The organism is Cryobacterium sinapicolor (assembly GCF_004403465.1).
GTDB classification, from domain to species: Bacteria; Actinomycetota; Actinomycetes; order Actinomycetales; family Microbacteriaceae; genus Cryobacterium; species Cryobacterium sinapicolor.
In genome coordinates, this window is record NZ_SOGQ01000011.1 from 62,728 (window position 1) to 81,492 (window position 18,765).

Genomic DNA, 18,765 nt, shown 5'->3' on the forward strand with positions numbered 1-18,765 from the left:
GTCGTTCTAGCTGGGGAAGGGGGCACCCTTGCGGGCGTAGTAGAACCAGGCCAGCCAGGTGCAGAACACGCAGAACACGGCGCAGCCGATGAAGAACGCGGTCGGGCTGATGGCGGTGAGCGAGATTCCAACGATGAACGGTCCAAAGGCCGCGATGGCGGACGTCCAGGCGATGGCGCCGCCGGCCTGACGCTTCGGGAAGATCATCGGCATCTGCTTGAACGTGCCGGCGTTGGCCAGCCCGGCGAAGAAGAAGATGATGAGCATGCCGGTGAGGAAGCCCCAGAACTCGTCCACGCTGGTCGGCGTGAGGAAGAAAGCGGTGACGGTCGTTCCCGCCACCATGCCGAGGCCGCCGATGAAGGTGAAGATCGCGCCGCCCCACTTGTCGCAGAACGGGCCGCTCGCAGCCCGCACCAGGGCGCCGAGGACGGGGCCGATGAAGGCGAAGGCCAGGGGGTTCGGGGCATCTGGGAAGTCGCCGTAGACGTTGAGGATGATCAGGCCCATCTGGGCGGCCAGACCGCTGTATGCGCCGAAGCTCATCAGGTAGATGGCCGTCATGATCCAGGTGTGCTTGACCTCGAAGATGTCCATCTGCTGGCGGAAGTTAGCCGTGATCGGCACCCGCCGCAGGAACATTACCGCGAGGACGACGGCGAGCAGAGCCCAGGGGATGAGCACGAGTCCGCCGTTGTGCAGCCAGACGAGGTCACCGTCGGCGCTGCTCTGCGGGGTGAGGGCCGCGGTGCCGAGCAGGCCGAAGCCGACGACCCAGGGCAAAATCAACTGCATCAGGCCGATGCCGAAGTTACCGAGGCCGGCCTGCAGGCCCAGGGCCGTTCCGGCGAGGCGCTTGGGGAAGAAGTAGCTGGTCGACGCCATGAAGCCGGAGAAGGTTCCACCGCCGATACCGGCCGCGAAGGCCAAAGAAAGCAGAACCCAGTAGGGCGTGGACGTGTCCCGGGCGGCGAGGGTCCAGCCGAGCATCGGGATCACGAGCAGGGCCGACGACATGGCGACCAGGTTGCGGGTTCCCATCATCGGCGGCAGGAACATGAAGACCAGGCGCAGCAGACCGCCGGCCAGCCCGGGGAGGGCGACGAGCCAGTACAGCTGGCTGGGCGCGAGGGAGTATCCGATGTCGTTCAGGCGCGGGGCGATCGCGCTGACGAGATACCAGGCCGCGAAGCTCAGGGTCAGGCTGAAAGTGGTGATCCACAGTGTGCGCCAGGCGAGCTTGGGATCCCAGGTCTCGTCATTCTCCGGATCCCAGTTGGAGAGATCCGGTTTGAGTTTCGAGGCGAACTGTGTGGACGTTTCGACTGACATTGGCTTCCTCGGCTAGGTGCGCTGCCGGGCACATAGCCCGCGTAGCTTCCACCCTCGCGGTGCGGCCGGAATGCGACAACGCGCGAACACCGTGAAAAATGATTCGGTCGAACAGAACCGGGGGTGAGGGGCGTCAGCCGCCGTTCGTCATCCTCCGGTCGTCAGCCTCCGGCGAAGGGCGGCAGCACATCGACGGTGTCGCTGTCGGAGAGCGGCACCGCGTCATCCGTCGCCCGCGTGCCGTTCACGAGCAGGGAGCACCGGCCGAGGACCCGCTCGAACTCGGCGCCGTACCGGACGGTGAGCCGGGTGCGCAGGTCGCCGATGGTGGCGATGTCGAGGGTGGCCGCGTCGACGGCGGCCGCCTCGGCTGCCGCGGCGAAGAAACGGATGGTCGCCATCAGCGGGCATCTCCGGGCTGGCGTCCCGGCTGATTCGCCGGTTCGTCCGGCGGCCAGTTGAGGGCGAGTTCGGTCGCCCGTGCGCTGGCGGCCTCGATGTCGGCGACCGTGCCGCCGTTCCGGGCGGCGGCCAGCCCGACCAGAAAGGTGCTCAGCGGCGCGGCGGGCCGGGCCACGTTGTGCGCCACGTCGCGAGCCACGTCGAGCAGCGTGCCCACGGGGATGTCGGCCGGATCGAGTTCGAGGGCGGCGGCGAGGGCCACCAGCCAGTCGTCGAGAGCCTCGGGGGGAAGCGGGGTCGAGGTGCTCATTCGGTATCACTCCTCATCGGATTGCTCCGCGGTCGGATTGCTCCGCGGTCGGATTGCTCCGCGGTCGGATCGTCCCGCTGTGGGGTGCTGGTCAGCAGTGCGGAACTCCTTTCAACATCCTGCCATGTGTCCACGTCGCTCCCGGCGCCGGCCAGGTCGCGCACGCCCCGCAGCGTGAGCGTGGCCAACAGCCCGTGCATGCTGGCGCCGTGGGCGTCGGCCCCGAGCCGGTGCGCGGCCGCCCGCAGGGGCGCCAGACGGTAGATCCCGGCGAGCCACTGCGCGCTGCCGCCCGGATCGACCAGGTGCAGGCCGTGAACGGATGCGGGCAGCCCCGGGTCGGTCGCCGCCGGAACCAGCAGGCGGGCGGCATCCGCTGCCCACGGTAGGTCGCAGGCCAGCAGCAACACCCAGCCGGGCGGTGCGGAGGCCTCCCGGGCGGCGGTCACGCGCTCGAGCGCGCCGAGTCCCGCCACGATCCCGGCGACCGGGCCGCCGAACGGTGGGTCCTCGAGCGTCCAGGTCAGGTCGGCCGTGGCGTCGGCCGGGACGGCCGCACGGGCTTCCACCGGCCCGACCACGACGACGTGCCGGGCGAGACCCCGGGCGTCCAGCACCCGGGAGAGCAGCGTGCGGCCGGCCACCTCGATTGCGGGCTTGACCGCGCCGTCGAGGCGCCGGGCCCGGCCGCCCGCCAGCACGATCAGGTCGACGCGCGCCGATTCCGTGGTCACGGCTACTCGTTCGGGCGGTGCCAGTCGCCGGACTTGCCGCCGGTCTTGGTGAGCAGGCGCACGTTCTCGATCATCACGGACTTGTCGAGACCCTTGACCATGTCGACCACGGCGAGGGCTGCGACCGAGACGGCGGTCAGCGCCTCCATCTCGACGCCGGTGCGGTCGGCCGTGCGCACGGTGGCCGTGACGCGTACCCCGGCGTCTTCGATGACGAGGTCGACGGCGGCGCCGTGCACCCCGATCACATGGGCGAGGGGGAGCAGGTCGGCGCACTTCTTGGCACCCTGGATGCCGGCGATGCGGGCCACGGCGAGCACGTCGCCCTTGGGGGTGCTGCCGTCGCGGAGGGCCGCGATGACGGTCGGGCCGCAGGCCACGAATCCGGCGGCGGTGGCACTGCGCACGGTGGGCTGCTTCTCGGTGACGTCGACCATGCGGGCCTGGCCGGCGGAATCGAGATGGGTGAAGGGGTGTGCGCTCAGATCGCGGATGCTCATGTCACCAGCATGACAGTGACGCGGTCGCCCTCGGCAATCCGAGTCACGTTCTCCGGCACCAGGGCGAGCCCGACGGCCTGGGCGAGCCCGGCGACGAGGTGGGATCCCGACCCGCCCGCGGCGGACCGGCGCACCACTCTGCGGGCGCCCTCACCCGCGACGGTCACCGGCATGTACTGGGCACGTCCGGGCGGGGAGTTCCAGCTCTCCCCGGCGGTCGCCGAGATCGTGGTGCGGAAAAGGTCGGTATGCCCGCCGAGGCGGCGCAGGGCCGGGCGCACGAACACCTCGAACGACACGAAGGCGCTGACCGGGTTGCCGGGCAGGGCGAAGATGAGCGGTCCCTCCACGGCGTCGGCGTCGGCCGGCCAACGGCCGAAGCCCTGGGGTTTGCCGGGCTGCATCTTGACCGGTCCGAACCATACGGTGCCGAGCGGGGCGAGCACGGCCTTGACGACGTCATAGGCGCCGACGCTCACCCCGCCGGAAAGCACGATGGCGTCCACCGTGCCGGCCAAGCCGGCCAGCAGGCTGCGGAGCGTGATCTCGTCGTCGGGAACCGCGCCGAGCCGGATCGGCACCCCGCCGGCCGCGGTGACGGCCGCGGCGAGCAGGTAGGAGTTGGAGTCGGGGATCTGACCGCGCCGGGTGGGTTCGCCGGGGGTGACGAGTTCGCTCCCGGTGGAGATCACGGCCACGCGCGGGGCCGGGTGCGCCCGCAGCGACGAGGTGCCGGCGCTGGCGGCCGCGGCCACTCGGGTCGGCCAGAGCACCGAGCCGCGGGTGAGCACGGTGTCGCCGGCGCGGGCGTCTTCGCCGGCGCGACGGATGTGCGCGGCCGGCTGCGGTGCCCGCACGATGGTGACCGTGTCGGTGCCCTGATCGGTGTCCTCGATCGGCACGACGGCATCCGCCCCGTCGGGGATCGGCGCCCCGGTCATGATCCGGGCCACCTGGCCGGCTTCCAGCTGCGGGTTGTGGCTGGTTCCGGCCGGAAGGTCGGCGACCACCGGCAGCGTCACCGGGTGCTCACTCGAGGCCCGCACCAGGTCGGCGTGCTGCACGGCGTAGCCGTCCATGGCCGAGTTGTCGAAGGGGGGTGTGTCCGTCCTGCTCCGAACATCCTCGGCCAGAACGAGACCCAGCGCCTCGTCGAGCGACACGAGCACGGGCGGCAGAGCTGCGACCCGTGCGAGCACGAAGGAGAGCTGGTCGGCGACACTGCGGGCCGAGACCGGCACGGTGCACCCGTCCGCGTCGTGCTGGTGCTGGTGCTCGTGCTGGGGCCTGTGCCCGGTCCCCGTCATGGTCGGTTCCCCGCTGTGGTCGTCGAGTCGCCGGACACGGTGTCGCCGCCCCACTTGCTGCCGACGCCGGGAGCGGTGCGGGCGTCGACGGCCGCGTCCCAGGCGACGATCCCGCCGGCGAGCAGGGTCAGGCCCGTGAAACCGGCCGCGTCCAGGGCCGTTGCGGCGCGTTCGGCCCGCGGCCCCAGGTGGCAGTGCAGTACCAGCGGCACGTCCCGCGGCAGGGTGGCCATGCCTGACACGGTGAGTAGTTCTCCGAGCGGGAGCAGAACGGCATCCGGGATGGAGCTCTCGGCATGCTCGTCGGCCTCGCGCACATCCACGAGCACGAACGAGTCGGTCCCGTCGGCGCGGGCGGTGAGCCGGGCCACGAGTTCCACCGGGGTGAGAGTCGGCCAGACCGGAGTGGCGGCCGCGGCCTGAGCTGAGGCGCGGGTGGCGGTGAGGTTCTCGGCCGGGTTCGGGTCGGCGGCGGCGATGCCGGTGCCGATCAGGGGTACCTCGGTGAAGCGGCCCGAGAGCGCGTCGATCACGAGCACGCGCCCGATCAACGGGGTCCCGATGCCGGCGATCAGCTTGATCGCCTCGGTGGCCATCAGCGAGCCCACCTGGCCGCAGAGCGCGCCGAGCACGCCGGCCTCGGCGCAGTTGGGCACCTCGCCCTCCTTCGGCGGTGTCGGGAACAGGTCGCGCAAGTGCACCCCGGTGAGGCCGCTCTCGGGCGGCGGGGTGGCCCAGAACACCGACAGCTGCGCGTCGAACCGGAGCACGGATGCCCACACCAGTGGCAGGCCCAGGGCCGCGCAGGTGTCGTTGACCAGGAACCGGGTGGGGAAGTTGTCGGTGCCGTCGATGACCACGTCGTAGCCGCCGATGATCGCGGCCGCGTTGCCCGTGTCGAGCCGTTCCGCATGCTGCACGACCACTGCCTCCGGCGCGATCCGAACGATCGACTCGGCGGCGCTGACCACCTTGGGGCGTCCGATGTCCGCCTGGCCGTGCACGATCTGGCGCTGCAGATTGCTGGGTTCGACGTCGTCGCCGTCGACGATGCCGATCGTTCCCACGCCGGCGGCGGCCAGGTAGACCAGCGCGGGGGAGCCCAGCCCGCCAGCGCCGAGCACGAGCACCCGGGCGTTGGCGAGGCGGCGCTGGCCGAGCTCGTTGAGCTGGGGCAGGCGGCGTTGGCGGGCGGTGCGAACGGCTTCGGCGCCGCTGAGGCGGGCGATCGGTTCGACGAGAGGGGGAATGGCCATGGTTCCACGCTAGGCGGTGGCGGTGCCCCGTGCGTACCCATCGGCGGTCATCTGAGCATGCCCCTTGAATTCCCAGGCCTTATGGAGTCACCTAGACGTGCAGCAAAAAAATGCACCACCCGGCACCAACTAGAAATTCGATGCAGTCTCGCGCGGCCCGACGGGTCACGCTTTGAGGGAAGCACACAGGAACTAGGAAGGTACTTCATGACAGGGAACAGAGCAGTTGCCTACAAGAGCCCGGGCGTCGTCGAGGTCATCGACATCGACTATCCGACCTTCGAGCTGAAAGACGGACCGGGCGTCAACCCGGCCAACGTGGGCCGCAAGGTGCCGCACGGGGTCATCCTCCGCACGGTCACCACCAACATCTGCGGATCGGACCAGCACATGGTCCGCGGGCGCACGACGGCGCCGTCGGACCTCGTCCTCGGCCACGAGATCACCGGTGAGGTGGTCGAATGCGGGCCCGACGTCGAATTCATCAAGGTCGGCGACATCGTCTCGGTTCCGTTCAACATCTCCTGCGGCCGATGCCGCAACTGTAAGGAGCGGAAGACCGGAATCTGCCTCAACGTCAACCCCGACCGCCCGGGCAGCGCCTACGGCTACGTCGACATGGGCGGTTGGGTCGGCGGTCAGGCCGAGTACGTCCTGGTGCCGTATGCGGACTGGAACCTCCTGAAGTTCCCGGACCGGGACCAGGCGTTGGACAAGATCATGGATCTCACCATGCTCTCCGACATCTTCCCGACCGGGTTCCACGGAGCGTACAGCGCGGGCGTCGGGGTCGGCTCCACCGTCTACGTCGCCGGAGCGGGCCCGGTGGGTCTGGCCGCGGCGGCATCCTCGCAGCTGCTCGGTGCCGCCGTCGTCATCGTCGCCGACCTCAACGAGGAACGCCTGGCGCAGGCCCGCAGTTTCGGCTGCGAGACCATCGACCTGCGGAAGGGAGATCCTCAGGACCAGATCGAGCAGATCCTGGGCGAACCCACCGTCGACTGCGGTGTGGATGCGGTCGGCTTCGAGGCCCGCGGCCACGGCAAGGATGCCGGAACGGAGCGTCCGGCCACGGTGCTGAACTCACTGATGACGGTCACGGCCGCCGGTGGTGGCCTCGGCATCCCGGGGCTCTACGTCACCGGTGACCCGGGCGGGGTCGACGAGGCTGCCAAGGTCGGCTCGCTGTCCATCCGGCTGGGGCTCGGCTGGGCCAAGTCCCTCTCCTTCACCACCGGTCAGTGCCCGGTGATGAAGTACAACCGGTCGCTGATGATGGCGATCCTGCACGACAAGGTGCAGATCGCCAAGGCCGTCAACGCCCAGGCGATCAGCCTGGAGGATGCCCCGCGCGGGTACGCCGAGTTCGACGCCGGAAAGTCGGTCAAGTACGTGCTGAACCCGAACCAGTACATCAAGTAGGCACGTTCGACCAGTGACAGGACACCCGGCCGGCGGTTCGCCCCGGCCGGGTGTCCTGTTCTTCCGTGGGCCGGTCCGGGGTCCGGGGTCCGGGCATTTGTCACCGTCCCGAGGGACTAGTGCCGCAGAGGGCGGCGGTTAGTGTGGAGAGATGATTGATCAGTTCCAACGCCCCCTGCACGATCTGCGTATCTCGGTCACCGACCGCTGCAACTTCCGCTGCGTCTACTGCATGCCCAAGGAGGTGTTCGGCAAGGACTTCGCGTTCATGGAACGTGACGAACTTCTCTCCTTCGAGGAGATGACCCGGCTGGCACGGATCAGCGTGGCGCACGGGGTGGAGAAGATCCGTCTCACCGGCGGCGAACCGCTGTTGCGCAAGGGGATCGAAGAACTCGTGGCGATGCTGGCGGAGCTCCGCACCCCGGCCGGCCGGCCGATCGACATCGCCATGACCACCAACGGTTCGGTGCTGGCTCTGAAAGCCCAGGCACTGAAGGATGCGGGGCTCAAGCGGGTCACGGTGTCACTGGATTCGCTGGACGACGCAACTTTCCGGGCCATGAACGATGTGAAGTTCCCGGTCTCCAAGGTTCTGAACAGCCTCGACGTGGCTCACTCGGCGGGGCTCGGCCCGATCAAGATCAACATGGTGCTCAAACGCGGGCAGAACGACCAGGACATCGTCGCCATGGCGCGCCACTTCAAGGGCACCCCGTACATCCTCCGCTTCATCGAGTTCATGGACGTGGGCTCCAGCAACGGCTGGGAGATGGCTGACGTGGTGCCCTCGGGCGAGGTCGTGGCGCGCATCAACGCCGAACTTCCGCTCGAGGAGGTGGCCCCCAACTACAACGGCGAGACCAGCCGCCGGTGGCGTTACCGCGACGGGGAAGGGGAGATCGGCGTCATCTCCAGCGTCACGCAGTCGTTCTGCCACTCCTGTTCGCGGGCGCGGGTCTCCACCGACGGAAAGCTGTTCACCTGCCTGTTCGCGACCGAAGGGCACGACCTGCGCGCCCTGATGCGCGGCGGCAGCACCGACGAGCAGCTGGCCGCCGTGATGACGCAGATCTGGCGTGAGCGCACGGACCGCTACTCGGAGCTGCGCAGCGCCGAGACCGGCCGGCTGCGCGCATCCGCTAAGAAAAGAATCGAAATGTCGTACATCGGTGGGTGAATCCAGATGAGCAGAATCACGGCCAGGCGCAAGGTCGTGCGTCTGACGGTGGGCAGCCAGCCCACCACCCGCGAAGACGTGCTGGCGGTCGAAGAGCCGCTCGAGATCCGTGTGAACGGCCGCTCCCTCGCCGTCACGATGCGCACCCCCGGGAACGACTACGACCTGGCCGCCGGGTTCCTGGTGTCGGAGGGCGTCATCACCCGGGGCGAGCACTTCTTCACGGCCCGATATTGCGCCGGAGCCACGGTCGACGGGGAGAACACCTACAACGTGCTCGACGTGTTGCTCGCACCCGGCGTCACACCGCCCGACCCGAGTCTGGAACGGTCGTTCCTGACAACCAGTTCCTGCGGACTCTGCGGCAAGGCGAGCATCGACGCCGTGCGCACGAAGTCGGCGTTCCCGGTGTTGGACGACCCGTTGCGGGTCGACGCGGCACTCTTGACGACCTTCCCCGAGGCCCTGCGCGCCGCCCAGGCCGTGTTCGAGAAGACCGGCGGCATCCATGCGGCCGCCCTCTTCGACGGCGCCACCGGGCGGATGCTGGTGCTACGCGAAGACGTCGGCCGCCACAACGCGGTCGACAAGGTCATCGGCTGGGCGCTGAAGGAAGACCTGCTGCCCCTCACCGGGACGGTGCTGATGGTGTCGAGCCGGGCGAGTTTCGAGCTGGCGCAGAAGGCGCTGATGGCCGGGATCCCCGTGCTCGCCGCCGTGTCGGCGCCGTCGTCGCTGGCCGCCGATTTCGCCGACGAGGTGGGCATGACGGTGGTCGGATTCCTGCGCGGCGACTCCATGGTGATCTACGCCGGGGCAGAACGCATCGAGAGCGGCGTGCGGACGCAGCAGAGCGTCTCGGGCTAGTCGCGCACCGCGGGTTCGACCACCCGCACGGTGCGCCAGGTGTCGACGGCGATCACGCAGCCCAGGACCACCAGGGAGATCGAAACGGAGGCGAGGGCATCCGTGGTCCAGTGGTAGCCGAGGTACAGGCGGCTGAGGGCCGCCAGCACGATACCGACCCCGGCGATGCCGAGGCCGAGTGCGGTGGCCCGCCCACGGAGACGACGTGAGAGCACGAGGTAGGCGGTCACCAGCAGGAAGTCGGACGCGCCCAGCACGTGGCCGGACGGGAAGGAGTGCGTGAGGTCCGTGCCGTACAGCATCAGGTCGGTCGGCGGTCGCTCGCGGTCGATCGTGCGGCCGATGATCTGAGCCAGCACCACGCCGGTCGCCATGGCCCCGGCGAGCAGCAGCGGGCGCCAGGCCTGCCGGGTGATCAGTCCCCAGCCCACGCACACGACCAGCACGATCAGGGGGAGCGCGATCGGCCCGAACACGACCGCCAGCACGATCATCACAGTTGTCAGAGCGGGGGAGCGGCTCTCCAGCAGCCACTCCTGCACGGGGACGTCGATCGCGGTGAGGCCGCCCTCCCCGAGCACGCTCAGCAGCGTGACCGTGAAGAAGACGGCGCCGGAACCCACGCAGGCGATCGCGGTGACGCGAAGGATGCGGTGGGAACCGGCATCCAGTCCCCGCGTCTCCACGACGTACCGGTGGTAGAACGTGCGCCACGGATGCGACGCGCGGCTCCGTCGGCGTTCGGCGTCGAGTCGTGCGGCCAGGGGAGCCCAGAGCACCACCGCGATACCGACCACCAGCAGCGCCGCGCCGATGGTGTCGGTCAGCCAGTGCGCGCCCAGATAGGTGCGGCTTTGCATCATCGTGACCGTGTACAGCACCCCGGCCAGCCAGACCCACCAGAACGGGAAGAGCACCCCCAGGATCATCGCCAGCGTCGTCGCATTGGCGACGTGCCCGGAGGGGAACGACCCGAAATCAACGTTGACCAGCAGGTCTTCGAGGCCTGTTGGGCGGGCCCGGCCGAAGAGCCCCTTGAGCAGGCGCACGGAGACATCGGAGACCACGGTCACCAGAAGTGCGTACCCCGCGGCCCAAGGACGTTTCAGGAACAGGAGCAGGCCGATGAGCAGGACCGGCACGGCGACGGAGGCGAAGAGGCCGCCGCCCAGGCTGTTCATCACGAGGGCGAGGGAGTCCCACGCCGGTGCCCGGTTGGCGGACACCAGTATCATCCACTCCGTGTCCAGGACGAACGGCCTGCCGTTGCGGGCGATGATCACGCCCAGCCCCACCGCGAGCGCCACGGCGGCCAGGCCGCTGAACAGCGGCCACCGGCGGGTGACGCGCTCTGCCCCCTCACCCATGATCAGCTCGGAGTGCTCAGCTCGGCGACGCAGCGTGCGCCGCCTCGTGCGCGATGAACCGCACCGACATGGCCTTGTAGCCGGGGGTGTTCGACTCCCGGGCCACGAGCTCGCGGTGCATCAGGGCGTTCGCCTCGGGGAAGTACGCGGCCGCGCAGCCCCGCGGGGTGGGGTAGACCACCAGGCGGAACTCGTCGGCGCGGCGCTCTTCGCCCTGGAACGTGCTGATCACGTCGACCATGTCCCGGTCCGCGAAGCCCAGCTCGGTGGCGTCGTCCTGATGGATCAGGATGACCCGGCGTCCGCCGGAGATGCCGCGGTAGCGGTCGTCCAGCCCGTAGAACGTGGTGTTGTACTGGTCGTGGCTGCGCATGGTCTGCAGGATCAGGTGGCCGGCCGGCGGGGTGAGGTACTCGAGCGGGCTGACCGTGAACCGGGCCCGGCCGATGTCGGTGGCGAAGCTGCGGGTGTCGCGCGGCGGGTTGGGCAGCACGAAACCGTTCTTCGTCTTGAGGCGCGCGTTGAAATCGGTGAAGCCAGGGAGCACGCGCGCGATGCGGTCACGGATGACGTCGTAGTCGTCAGCCATCGCCTTCCAATCGATCACGTGATCCTCGCCGAGGGTGGCGCTGGCCATCCGGGCGACGATGACCGGCTCGGACAGCAGGTGCTCGGAGACCGGCTCCAGGCGCCCCTGTGTGGTGCGCACGACCGACATGGAATCTTCGACCGAGAGCACCTGCCGTCCGCCCGGGTGCTTGTCGTCGGTGTCGGTGCGCCCCAGGGTCGGCAGGATGAGTGAGGTCTTGCCGTGCATGATGTGCGACCGGTTGGGCTTGGTCGACACGTGCACGGTCAGACCCACGCGCCGCATGGCGGCCTCGAGGGCCACGGTGTCGGAGCAGGCGAGGGCGAAGTTGCCGCCCATCGACACGAACACGTCGACGTCGTCGTTCTCGAAAGCCTCGACGGTGTCCACCGAGTCGAGGCCGTGCTTGCGCGGGGACTCGATGCCGAATTCCTTGTCGAGAGCGGCGAGCATCGACTCCTTGGGCTTCTCCCAGACCCCCATGGTGCGGTCACCCTGCACGTTGGAGTGGCCGCGAACCGGGCAGGCGCCCGCGCCCGGCTTGCCGAAGTTTCCCTGCAGGAGGAGCAGGTTGATGATCTCCTTGAGCGTGTTGACCGAGTGCGGCTGCTGGGTGAGGCCGAGCGCCCAGCAGATGATCGTGGCCTGGGAGTCGACCATCATCCGCGCGAGGGTGGAGATCTCCACCGGGGTGAGCCCGGTGGCCTTCTCGGTCTCGGCCCAGTCGATGGTCTTGCGGGCGGCCCGGTACTCGTCGAGTCCCTGGGTGTTCGCCGCGACGAACTCCGCGTCGACGACGGAGCCGGGAACCCGCTCCTCCTCCTCGAGCAGCAGATGGCCGAGGGCCTGGAACAGGGCCAGGTCGCCGCCGACCTTGATCTGGAGGTACTCGTTCGCGAGCGCGGTGCCGTCGCCGATCAGGCCGGAGACCGACTGGGGGTCCTTGAAGTTGAACAGCCCGGCCTCGGGCAGCGGGTTGACGGCGACGACCCGGCCGCCGTTGTCCTTGCATTCCTTGAGGGCCGACAGCATCCGCGGGTGGTTGGTGCCCGGGTTCTGGCCGACGACGAGGATCAGCTCGGCGTGGTGGATGTCCTCGAGCGAGACGGTGCCCTTGCCGATGCCGATCGTTGCGTTCATGGCGCTTCCGGAGGACTCATGGCACATGTTCGAGCAGTCCGGCAGGTTGTTCGTTCCGATCGAGCGGGCGAACAGCTGGTAGAGGAACGCGGCCTCGTTGGCGGTGCGACCCGAGGTGTAGAAGACCGTGCGGTCGGGAACGGTGGCCCGGATCTGCTCGCCGATGAGCTCGAAGGCGTCGTTCCAGGAGATCTGGGAGTAGTGCGTGTCACCGGGACGGATGACCACCGGATGTGTGATTCGGCCCTGGTTGCCGAGCCAGTACTCGGTCTTCGTGGCGAGCTCCTCGATCGAGTGCTCGGCCCAGAACGCCGGGGTCACGGTGCGCTTGGTGCTCTCCTCAGCGACGGCCTTGGCGCCGTTCTCACAGAACTCCGCCGTCTTGCGGTGACCCTGCGACTCCGGCCACGCGCAGCCGGGGCAGTCAGTGCCGTCGCGCTGGTTGAGGCGCAGCAATGCCTTTGCCGTGCGGGGGACGCCCGCCTGAGCGAACCCGCGATCGAGCGCCACCAGAACCGCTTCCACACCGGCCGCGGACTTCTTCGGCTTCGTGACGACCAGATTGTCTTCGTTGATGTCTTCGATCGGAGCGCGTCGTGTCATGACTCCATTTTGCGCCTTTCGGCCAGGCGTTCCGACATCAGCCCCGTGTATGTTGAACCGGATTGGGTGAAACAGGACAGAGAGAGGGCACCGTGGGAACTCACACGACGCTGGACACAATGCGGCAGACCCGGTCAATTCTGGACGGTATCCGCTGCGCCGACGACCTGACCATCGCAGCGAGCCGGGACGGCGGAATCCGCGCCGTGCGACTGCTTGCCCAGGCGGCCACCGACCACGGTGATCAACTGACGGCGATTGCGGCCATCCACTCGCTCGGCCAAGTGTTCGACGAGTCCGCGGACGACGTGCTCGTGTCGCTGCTCACCCACGACTCCCTCTTCATCCGCGAGCACACGGCGTGGGCGTTCGGCGCCCGGCTGCCCCGGTTCGCGGCGCTCTCCGGGCTGTTGAGCATGGTGGTCGACGGCGGCTTCTCCGGCATGATCGCGCAGCGCACCCTCGAGCAGTGGGGTTCGTCGGTGCCGGAGCATGTGGCGCTCGCCCTGGAGGGCACCCTGATCGGCGTGCAGGAGTGCGGCGCCCGCGCCCGACTGGTCGAGACCATGGGTCTCATCGCCGGGCGCATCCCCGAACGTCTGTTGCGCCGCGTCGCCGTCGACGCGGCCGAGCCGGACGAGGTGCGCGCGGCGGCGATCGCCGCCCTCGGCGACCAGGGTCCGAACGAGGCCAGCATCCGCATCGTGAGCGACCTGTCGCAGGGCAGCGGCGTGCTCGCCGACGTGGCCCGGCTCGCCCTGATCGACCTGACCGTGCCGGCCTACCCCCGCCCGCCATGGAGCCAGGGGCTCACGGTGGCCCAGCTCTTCCTGCACGCCGACATCGACCGCGAGCTCAGCCAGGTGGGCGCCGGCGACAACGGCGGCATCGCCACGCTGCTCGTGCGCCTGGGCGATGCGCTCGTCTCCGCCGGCGGCAGCGGCAGTCGCAGCAGCAGCGGCAGCGGCGCGGGCGGCGGTTCCGTCGAACGGGTGCTCACCCTCTCCCGCGGCAGCTTCGCCGAGGCGCTCACCTCCCTGTCCGAGGTCGGGTCCACCCTCGCGGAACACGCCTTCGCGACCGTGCCCTTCCTGGGCGAACCCGTCGCCTCGGTCGACGCCTGGCCGCGGCGGATTGCGACCCAGCGCGGCATCCGTCGCATTCTGCGCGCCGCCGGCACCGTCGACGCGATCCACCTGCGGATGGCCGACATCGGCACGCTGGCCGCGTCCACCGTGGCCCGTGACCTCGACATTCCGATCGTGTTCACGGTGGCCCCCGACCCGCACAGCGTCATCCACTCCCTCGACACGTCCGGGACGCTCACCCGGGCGAACTTCGGCACGGTCGACGAGACCGAGCACTTCTGGTTCCGGGCCCGGCTCGTGCAGCGGCTGGCCGCGGATGCCGCGCACACCGTGCTCTTCCCTCGGCCCGAGCTGCGGCGCGACATGCGCGACCTCGTGGGAATCGACATCGAACAGCATCCGGAACGTCACTCCGTGATCGCGGAGGGCATCGACCTCGCCGTGATCGAGCGTGCCCTGGCGGATGCCCGCCTCACCGCCGGCCCGGCCGGCGCACTCGCGGCCCCCGACGTGGCAACCAGTGCGGACGGCGCAACCAGCCCGACCGGCGCCGCGGCGTTGGCCGAACTGGATGAGCTCCTCGCCACCCTTCCGCCGAGCCGGCGCGGGCTTCCGCTCGCCGTCACCGTCGGGCGGCTGCACCGCGTGAAGGGCATGGCGGCGCTGGTTCGGGCCTGGGCCGCGGATGCCGACCTTCGCGCCCGCTGCAATCTGCTCATCCTCGGCGGGGACCTGCGTGACCCGTCCCTCGACGAGAAGAGCCAGCTGGACCAGATGTACGCGGCCGTCGACCCGGGGGACGCGGCCGGCGAGGGCCTGCTGCTGGCGGGGCACCGCACCAATGACACCGCCCTGCACTGGCTGGCCGCGGCCCGGTACGGCCGGCCCGGACTGGCGGCACCGCATGGGGCGTATGTCTGCGCGAGCATGAAGGAGGAATTCGGCATCGCTCTGCTTGAGGCCATGGCCACCGGGCTCACGGTCGTCGCCCCGAATTCCGGCGGCCCTGCCACCTATGTGGAGCACGAGGTGACGGGTTTCCTCGTCGACACCGGCGACACGGCGGCCCTGGCGGGCGGGATCAGCGCGGCGCTCGACCTGGCCGCCGGCCCCGCCGGACCGGAGTCCGCCGACCGGGCGGGGGAGATGGTGTCCCGTTCCTTCACGATCCAGGCCATGGCGGAAACGCTGACCCGGGTCTACCGCGACGTCGCGGACAGCAACGAGTCGGGCGCCTACCTCGTGAACGTTTCATGACGCTGCTGATCATCAGCCCGGACTACGCCTCCCACCTGTTCCCGCTGGCGACCCTGGGCACCGCCTGGCGCGAAGCCGGCGAGCGGGTCGTGGTGGCCAGCGGTCCGGCCACGGCCGACATCGTGGCCGCGTTCGGATTCGAGCGTGTGCACCTGCAACTCGGCCGCGGCTCGAACCCCGGCACGATCCGCGCCGAGGAACAGCCGAAGGGCGAGGACGACGCGCTCCGCGGATTCTTCGACGCCACCAGGCTCGGCATGGTCGAGACGCTCACCTTCCAGGCCGAGGCCCGTAGCAGCGACCTGCTTTGGAACCCGGTCGAGGTGGCCCGCGCGGTGCAGCTCATCGTGGCCGAGGTGCGACCCGACCACGTGATTGTCGACCACCTGGCGTTCAGCGCGCGACTGGCCCTGGTGAGTGCCGGCATCCGTCACGCGGATGTGGTGCTCGGCCACCCGTCGGCGCTGCCCGTGGGCGGCGAGGTCTACGGTTTCCCGCCGGAGTGGCCGCTCGCCTTCGCGCCCGACATCGCCGACCTCGACGCCCTGCGGACGACCTGCGAGAGCGTGCGGGACGCGTTCACCACCCAGTGGAACGAAGCGCTGCTGGTGCTCGACCCGGCCGCGTCGCCGAGCCCGGATGCCTTCATGGAGTCCGGGGACATCCTGCTGCTCAACTACCCGGCCGAACTGCACGACGCCGCCCGGGGCGAGCTGCTTCCGGCGCACGCCTTCCTCGGCTCGGCCGTTCGCGAGGAGGCCGCCGATGAGGAGGTGGACGTGTGGCTCGCCATGGATAGCGACCTCCCGGTCGTCTACGTCAGCTTCGGCAGCTTCCTGTCGGTGCGCGGGGATGTCCTCGCCCGGGTGGCCGAGGCCCTTGCCTCACTCGACGTGCGGGTCGCCGTCGCCACCGGGGCCACCGACCCCGCGGAACTCGGGCCGATCCCGGACTCGTGGCTCGTGCGCGCATTCCTGCCGCAGGTCACCGTATTGGCGCACTCGGCGCTGGCGGTGTCGCATGGCGGCAACAACAGCGTCACGGAGGCGATGACCTCGGGGGTTCCGCTGCTGCTGCTGCCCTTCTCCACCGACCAGTTCGCCGGGGCCGCCGCGGTCGAGCGGTGCGGTTTCGGGCTCTCGCTCGCGCCCAACACGGCCACGGCCGAGGAGCTCCGGGCGGCCATGGCCGCGCTGCTCGCGCTCGACGGGGACGCGCGGCGCAGCCTCGACCGGTTGAGCTCGTCGCTGCAGGACGGGGCCGGGCCCAAGCGGGCGTATGCGGCGCTGCTGGCGGTGCCGGTCGAGTCGTAGGGGTTCGCGCTGGCGCGGCGTGCGCTGGCGCGGTGCGCGCTGTCAGGGTCAGACGTCGATCGCGTAGACCAGGGACTCCTGCACCATGCCGAACCAGTCGTAGATGTCGTGCAGGAACGGTGCCTCGTCGTCGCTTCGCCCTGGCACCCCGTCGGACCCGATCTCGAGGCGTTCTGCGAGGGTGAGGCGCAAGTCGGTGAGGGTGCGCAGCCAGGCCTGCACGTCGTCGGCGTCGAGGTCGATGGTCACGGGCTGGTCGGCGTCGTCGGCTGCTGTGTCGGCATCGTTCAGCTCGGCATCGTCCGGTTCGTCGGCGACGTCGGCGAGCGGTTCCTCGCCGAGCGTCGCGAGCAGGCACCGGGCGTTCCGCACCTTGCGCTCGAGCAGGTCGTCGGCGGTGAACCGGCGGAATTCCGCGGCGGCCTCCGGGTCGTCGGTGTAGGCATCCGGCAGCAGCCGGCGCAGGGCCGGGTCACCGGATGTGCCGAGCCTGTGGGTCTCGGCTGCCTCCAGCAGGTCGATCAGCTGGCTGGCGGCCAGGCGCAGCAGGCCGATCTCGACGGGCTCGAACCGGGCGGTCACGCTGTCGGCGTTCTCGCTCGCCTGCATGAACTGCATCACGAGTCGGCCTTGGCGAGGGTGGCCCACAGGCCGTAGCCGTGCATGGCCTCGACGTGGCGTTCCATTGCCTCCCGGTTGCCGGTGGCGACCACGGCCTTACCGTTGTTGTGCACCTGCAGCATGAGGCGCTCGGACTCCTGGGCGGAGAAGCCGAAATAGCTGCGGAACACGTACGAGACGTAGGACATCAGGTTCACCGGGTCGTCCCAGACGATCGTGATCCAGGGGTGATCGAGGGACACGGCGTCCCGCAGATCGAGTCGTTCGTCAGTCTTCGGCACGGGTTAAGCCTCACACGGAGGGGTGGCAATTCCAACCCGGTGTGGCCGGTGCGACCGGCCGGGTTCGGGGTGCGTGGTGAGGGTGGCCGGCCGCGTGGCCGATGGCGGTGACGACGAGGGTGATGACCGCCGACAGGGCGATCCCTCAGGCGATGCCCTGCGGCAGCAGCAGCGCGCCGACCGCGGCGCCGGAGGGTTTCGAGCACAGAGGTCCTAACGGAGAGCGCGACCGTGGGCTGCCGACCCGAGCGCCGGGCATGTGGACCTACGACTCCACGGATGCCGGGATCACGCCGCAGGTGGGCGCGGAGGTCTTTTCGGTGTGAATCGGCGGTCAGTCGCGCGTGTCCACGTCGAGCCCGGTCTCCAGGTCGGTGCAGTCGATCAGCCGGACGTCGTGGGATCGCAGGTACGGGCGCGCACCGGTGTCACCGGTGGCGGAGCCGATGAGAGCGGCCCAGTGTGCTCGCCCGATCACCACCGGGTGTCCCGGACGGGCGTCGAACCCGGCCTGCCGCAGCGTGTACGGGCCGACGTCGGAGTCTGGCTCTCCGGGCAGCGTGCCGATCAGGCGTGCGACCGTGCTCTCCCGCAGGCCCGGGACATCGACCGGAACGATCGCCACGGCAATCGGGGCCGGCAGTAGTGGCGGCGACTGTAAGTGGGCTGACCGTTGTGTTGCTTGTTGGCTGGTTGCCTGTGGGTGGGTTGCTTGGAGTTCGGTTGCCTGCCGGAGGCCGGCCCGCAGAGATGCGGATAGCCCCTCCACCCAGTCGTCGGCTCGGGCGACGACGACCGACGCGGTGAGGCCGAATTCGTCGAGCAGCGCTCGGGCCTCTGCGGCCTTGGCGCCGAGCACGACGATCACCGGTGAGCAGCCGGCATCCGTGAGTGCGCCGATCGTGCGCACCAGCCAGGGGATGCCGTCTTCGTCCCGTGCCAGCGCCTTGGGCAGGCCGTAGCGGGAGCCGGCGCCGGCCGCGAGCACCAGGCCGGCGATCGTGGCGGGAGAGGTGGGCATGCCTGCCATCGTAGGACGGTGCGGGTTCAGATGTGCGGTGGTCGAGCCTGTCGAGACCGGAACTCAGGCCTGGCCCGGTGGTTGCCCGTGGTCCGCCAGGTTTGGGTTGGGTCGTAGCAGAGTGGTGCCCTGACTTCGGGTTTGCCTTTCACCATGCGGATCTGCCAGCCGGAGG

Annotated in this window: 18 protein-coding genes; 6 read left to right on the forward strand and 12 right to left on the reverse strand. The window is 69.7% G+C overall.

The window, feature by feature from the left end; all coding sequences use genetic code 11:
- Nucleotides 1-6 precede the first annotated feature (6 nt).
- The 7 genes from E3T28_RS01670 to E3T28_RS01700 all read right to left on the reverse strand — a co-directional run bounded on the left by E3T28_RS01670 (nt 7) and on the right by E3T28_RS01700 (nt 5,841).
- Nucleotides 7-1,332, reverse strand: a complete 1,326-nt coding sequence (locus tag E3T28_RS01670) for an MFS transporter (protein WP_134427285.1) — start codon at nt 1,330-1,332, stop codon at nt 7-9.
- 161 nt (nt 1,333-1,493) lie between these two features.
- On the reverse strand, nt 1,494-1,733 hold the full coding sequence (locus tag E3T28_RS01675; protein ID WP_134427287.1) for a MoaD/ThiS family protein: 240 nt from the start codon (nt 1,731-1,733) through the stop codon (nt 1,494-1,496).
- Nucleotides 1,733-2,044 (reverse strand): DUF6457 domain-containing protein, encoded by a 312-nt coding sequence (locus tag E3T28_RS01680; protein WP_134427289.1) that lies wholly within the window; start codon nt 2,042-2,044, stop codon nt 1,733-1,735. Before E3T28_RS01680 ends, E3T28_RS01675 begins: the two co-directional genes overlap by 1 nt.
- On the reverse strand, nt 2,041-2,778 hold the full coding sequence (gene mobA / locus E3T28_RS01685; RefSeq protein ID WP_134427291.1) for a molybdenum cofactor guanylyltransferase: 738 nt from the start codon (nt 2,776-2,778) through the stop codon (nt 2,041-2,043). Before mobA ends, E3T28_RS01680 begins: the two co-directional genes overlap by 4 nt.
- Before the next feature lie 2 nt (nt 2,779-2,780).
- A complete protein-coding gene (gene moaC, locus E3T28_RS01690; protein WP_134427293.1) occupies nt 2,781-3,278 on the reverse strand; it encodes a cyclic pyranopterin monophosphate synthase MoaC in 498 nt (165 codons plus the stop codon).
- Complete coding sequence (locus tag E3T28_RS01695) at nt 3,275-4,585, reverse strand: molybdopterin molybdotransferase MoeA (protein WP_134427294.1); 1,311 nt, start codon at nt 4,583-4,585, stop codon at nt 3,275-3,277. The genes moaC and E3T28_RS01695 overlap by 4 nt, the downstream gene beginning before the upstream one ends.
- Nucleotides 4,582-5,841, reverse strand: coding sequence for a ThiF family adenylyltransferase (locus E3T28_RS01700; RefSeq protein ID WP_134427296.1), 1,260 nt, complete (start codon nt 5,839-5,841; stop codon nt 4,582-4,584). Before E3T28_RS01700 ends, E3T28_RS01695 begins: the two co-directional genes overlap by 4 nt.
- A 207-nt stretch (nt 5,842-6,048) precedes the next feature.
- Here E3T28_RS01700 and fdhA point away from each other — a divergent pair, with 207 nt between their 5' ends.
- The 3 genes from fdhA to fdhD all read left to right on the forward strand — a co-directional run bounded on the left by fdhA (nt 6,049) and on the right by fdhD (nt 9,310).
- Nucleotides 6,049-7,263, forward strand: a complete 1,215-nt coding sequence (fdhA, locus tag E3T28_RS01705) for a formaldehyde dehydrogenase, glutathione-independent (protein ID WP_134427298.1) — start codon at nt 6,049-6,051, stop codon at nt 7,261-7,263.
- A 151-nt stretch (nt 7,264-7,414) separates the two neighbouring features.
- Nucleotides 7,415-8,443 (forward strand): GTP 3',8-cyclase MoaA, encoded by a 1,029-nt coding sequence (gene moaA, locus E3T28_RS01710; RefSeq protein WP_134427300.1) that lies wholly within the window; start codon nt 7,415-7,417, stop codon nt 8,441-8,443.
- A 6-nt stretch (nt 8,444-8,449) separates the two neighbouring features.
- On the forward strand, nt 8,450-9,310 hold the full coding sequence (gene fdhD / locus E3T28_RS01715; protein ID WP_134427302.1) for a formate dehydrogenase accessory sulfurtransferase FdhD: 861 nt from the start codon (nt 8,450-8,452) through the stop codon (nt 9,308-9,310).
- Here the strand turns inward: fdhD and E3T28_RS17620 are convergent.
- Complete coding sequence (locus E3T28_RS17620) at nt 9,307-10,677, reverse strand: phosphatase PAP2 family protein (protein WP_338145378.1); 1,371 nt, start codon at nt 10,675-10,677, stop codon at nt 9,307-9,309. The two genes, fdhD and E3T28_RS17620, sit on opposite strands and share 4 nt — an antisense overlap.
- A 16-nt stretch (nt 10,678-10,693) precedes the next feature.
- Complete coding sequence (locus E3T28_RS01725; protein WP_134427304.1) at nt 10,694-13,009, reverse strand: FdhF/YdeP family oxidoreductase; 2,316 nt, start codon at nt 13,007-13,009, stop codon at nt 10,694-10,696.
- A 119-nt stretch (nt 13,010-13,128) separates the two neighbouring features.
- On the opposite strand from E3T28_RS01725, the gene E3T28_RS01730 reads away from it, so the two are divergent.
- On the forward strand, nt 13,129-15,354 hold the full coding sequence (locus E3T28_RS01730; RefSeq protein WP_241979120.1) for a glycosyltransferase: 2,226 nt from the start codon (nt 13,129-13,131) through the stop codon (nt 15,352-15,354).
- A complete protein-coding gene (locus tag E3T28_RS01735) occupies nt 15,351-16,667 on the forward strand; it encodes a glycosyltransferase (RefSeq protein WP_134427308.1) in 1,317 nt (438 codons plus the stop codon). Before E3T28_RS01730 ends, E3T28_RS01735 begins: the two co-directional genes overlap by 4 nt.
- A gap of 48 nt (nt 16,668-16,715) precedes the next feature.
- Here E3T28_RS01735 and E3T28_RS01740 read toward each other — a convergent pair whose 3' ends face one another.
- Both E3T28_RS01740 and clpS read right to left on the reverse strand, forming a co-directional pair.
- Nucleotides 16,716-17,285, reverse strand: coding sequence for a DUF2017 family protein (locus E3T28_RS01740; RefSeq protein WP_241979122.1), 570 nt, complete (start codon nt 17,283-17,285; stop codon nt 16,716-16,718).
- Nucleotides 17,285-17,569: an ATP-dependent Clp protease adapter ClpS gene (gene clpS / locus E3T28_RS01745; RefSeq protein ID WP_241979121.1), complete on the reverse strand. Its 285-nt coding sequence runs from the start codon at nt 17,567-17,569 to the stop codon at nt 17,285-17,287. Before clpS ends, E3T28_RS01740 begins: the two co-directional genes overlap by 1 nt.
- A gap of 122 nt (nt 17,570-17,691) precedes the next feature.
- Here clpS and E3T28_RS01750 point away from each other — a divergent pair, with 122 nt between their 5' ends.
- Nucleotides 17,692-17,895: a hypothetical protein gene (locus tag E3T28_RS01750; protein ID WP_134427312.1), complete on the forward strand. Its 204-nt coding sequence runs from the start codon at nt 17,692-17,694 to the stop codon at nt 17,893-17,895.
- A gap of 8 nt (nt 17,896-17,903) precedes the next feature.
- On the opposite strand, the gene E3T28_RS01755 is transcribed toward E3T28_RS01750, so the two are convergent.
- On the reverse strand, nt 17,904-18,590 hold the full coding sequence (locus E3T28_RS01755) for a nucleotidyltransferase family protein (RefSeq protein WP_134427314.1): 687 nt from the start codon (nt 18,588-18,590) through the stop codon (nt 17,904-17,906).
- Nucleotides 18,591-18,765: the final 175 nt, after the last annotated feature.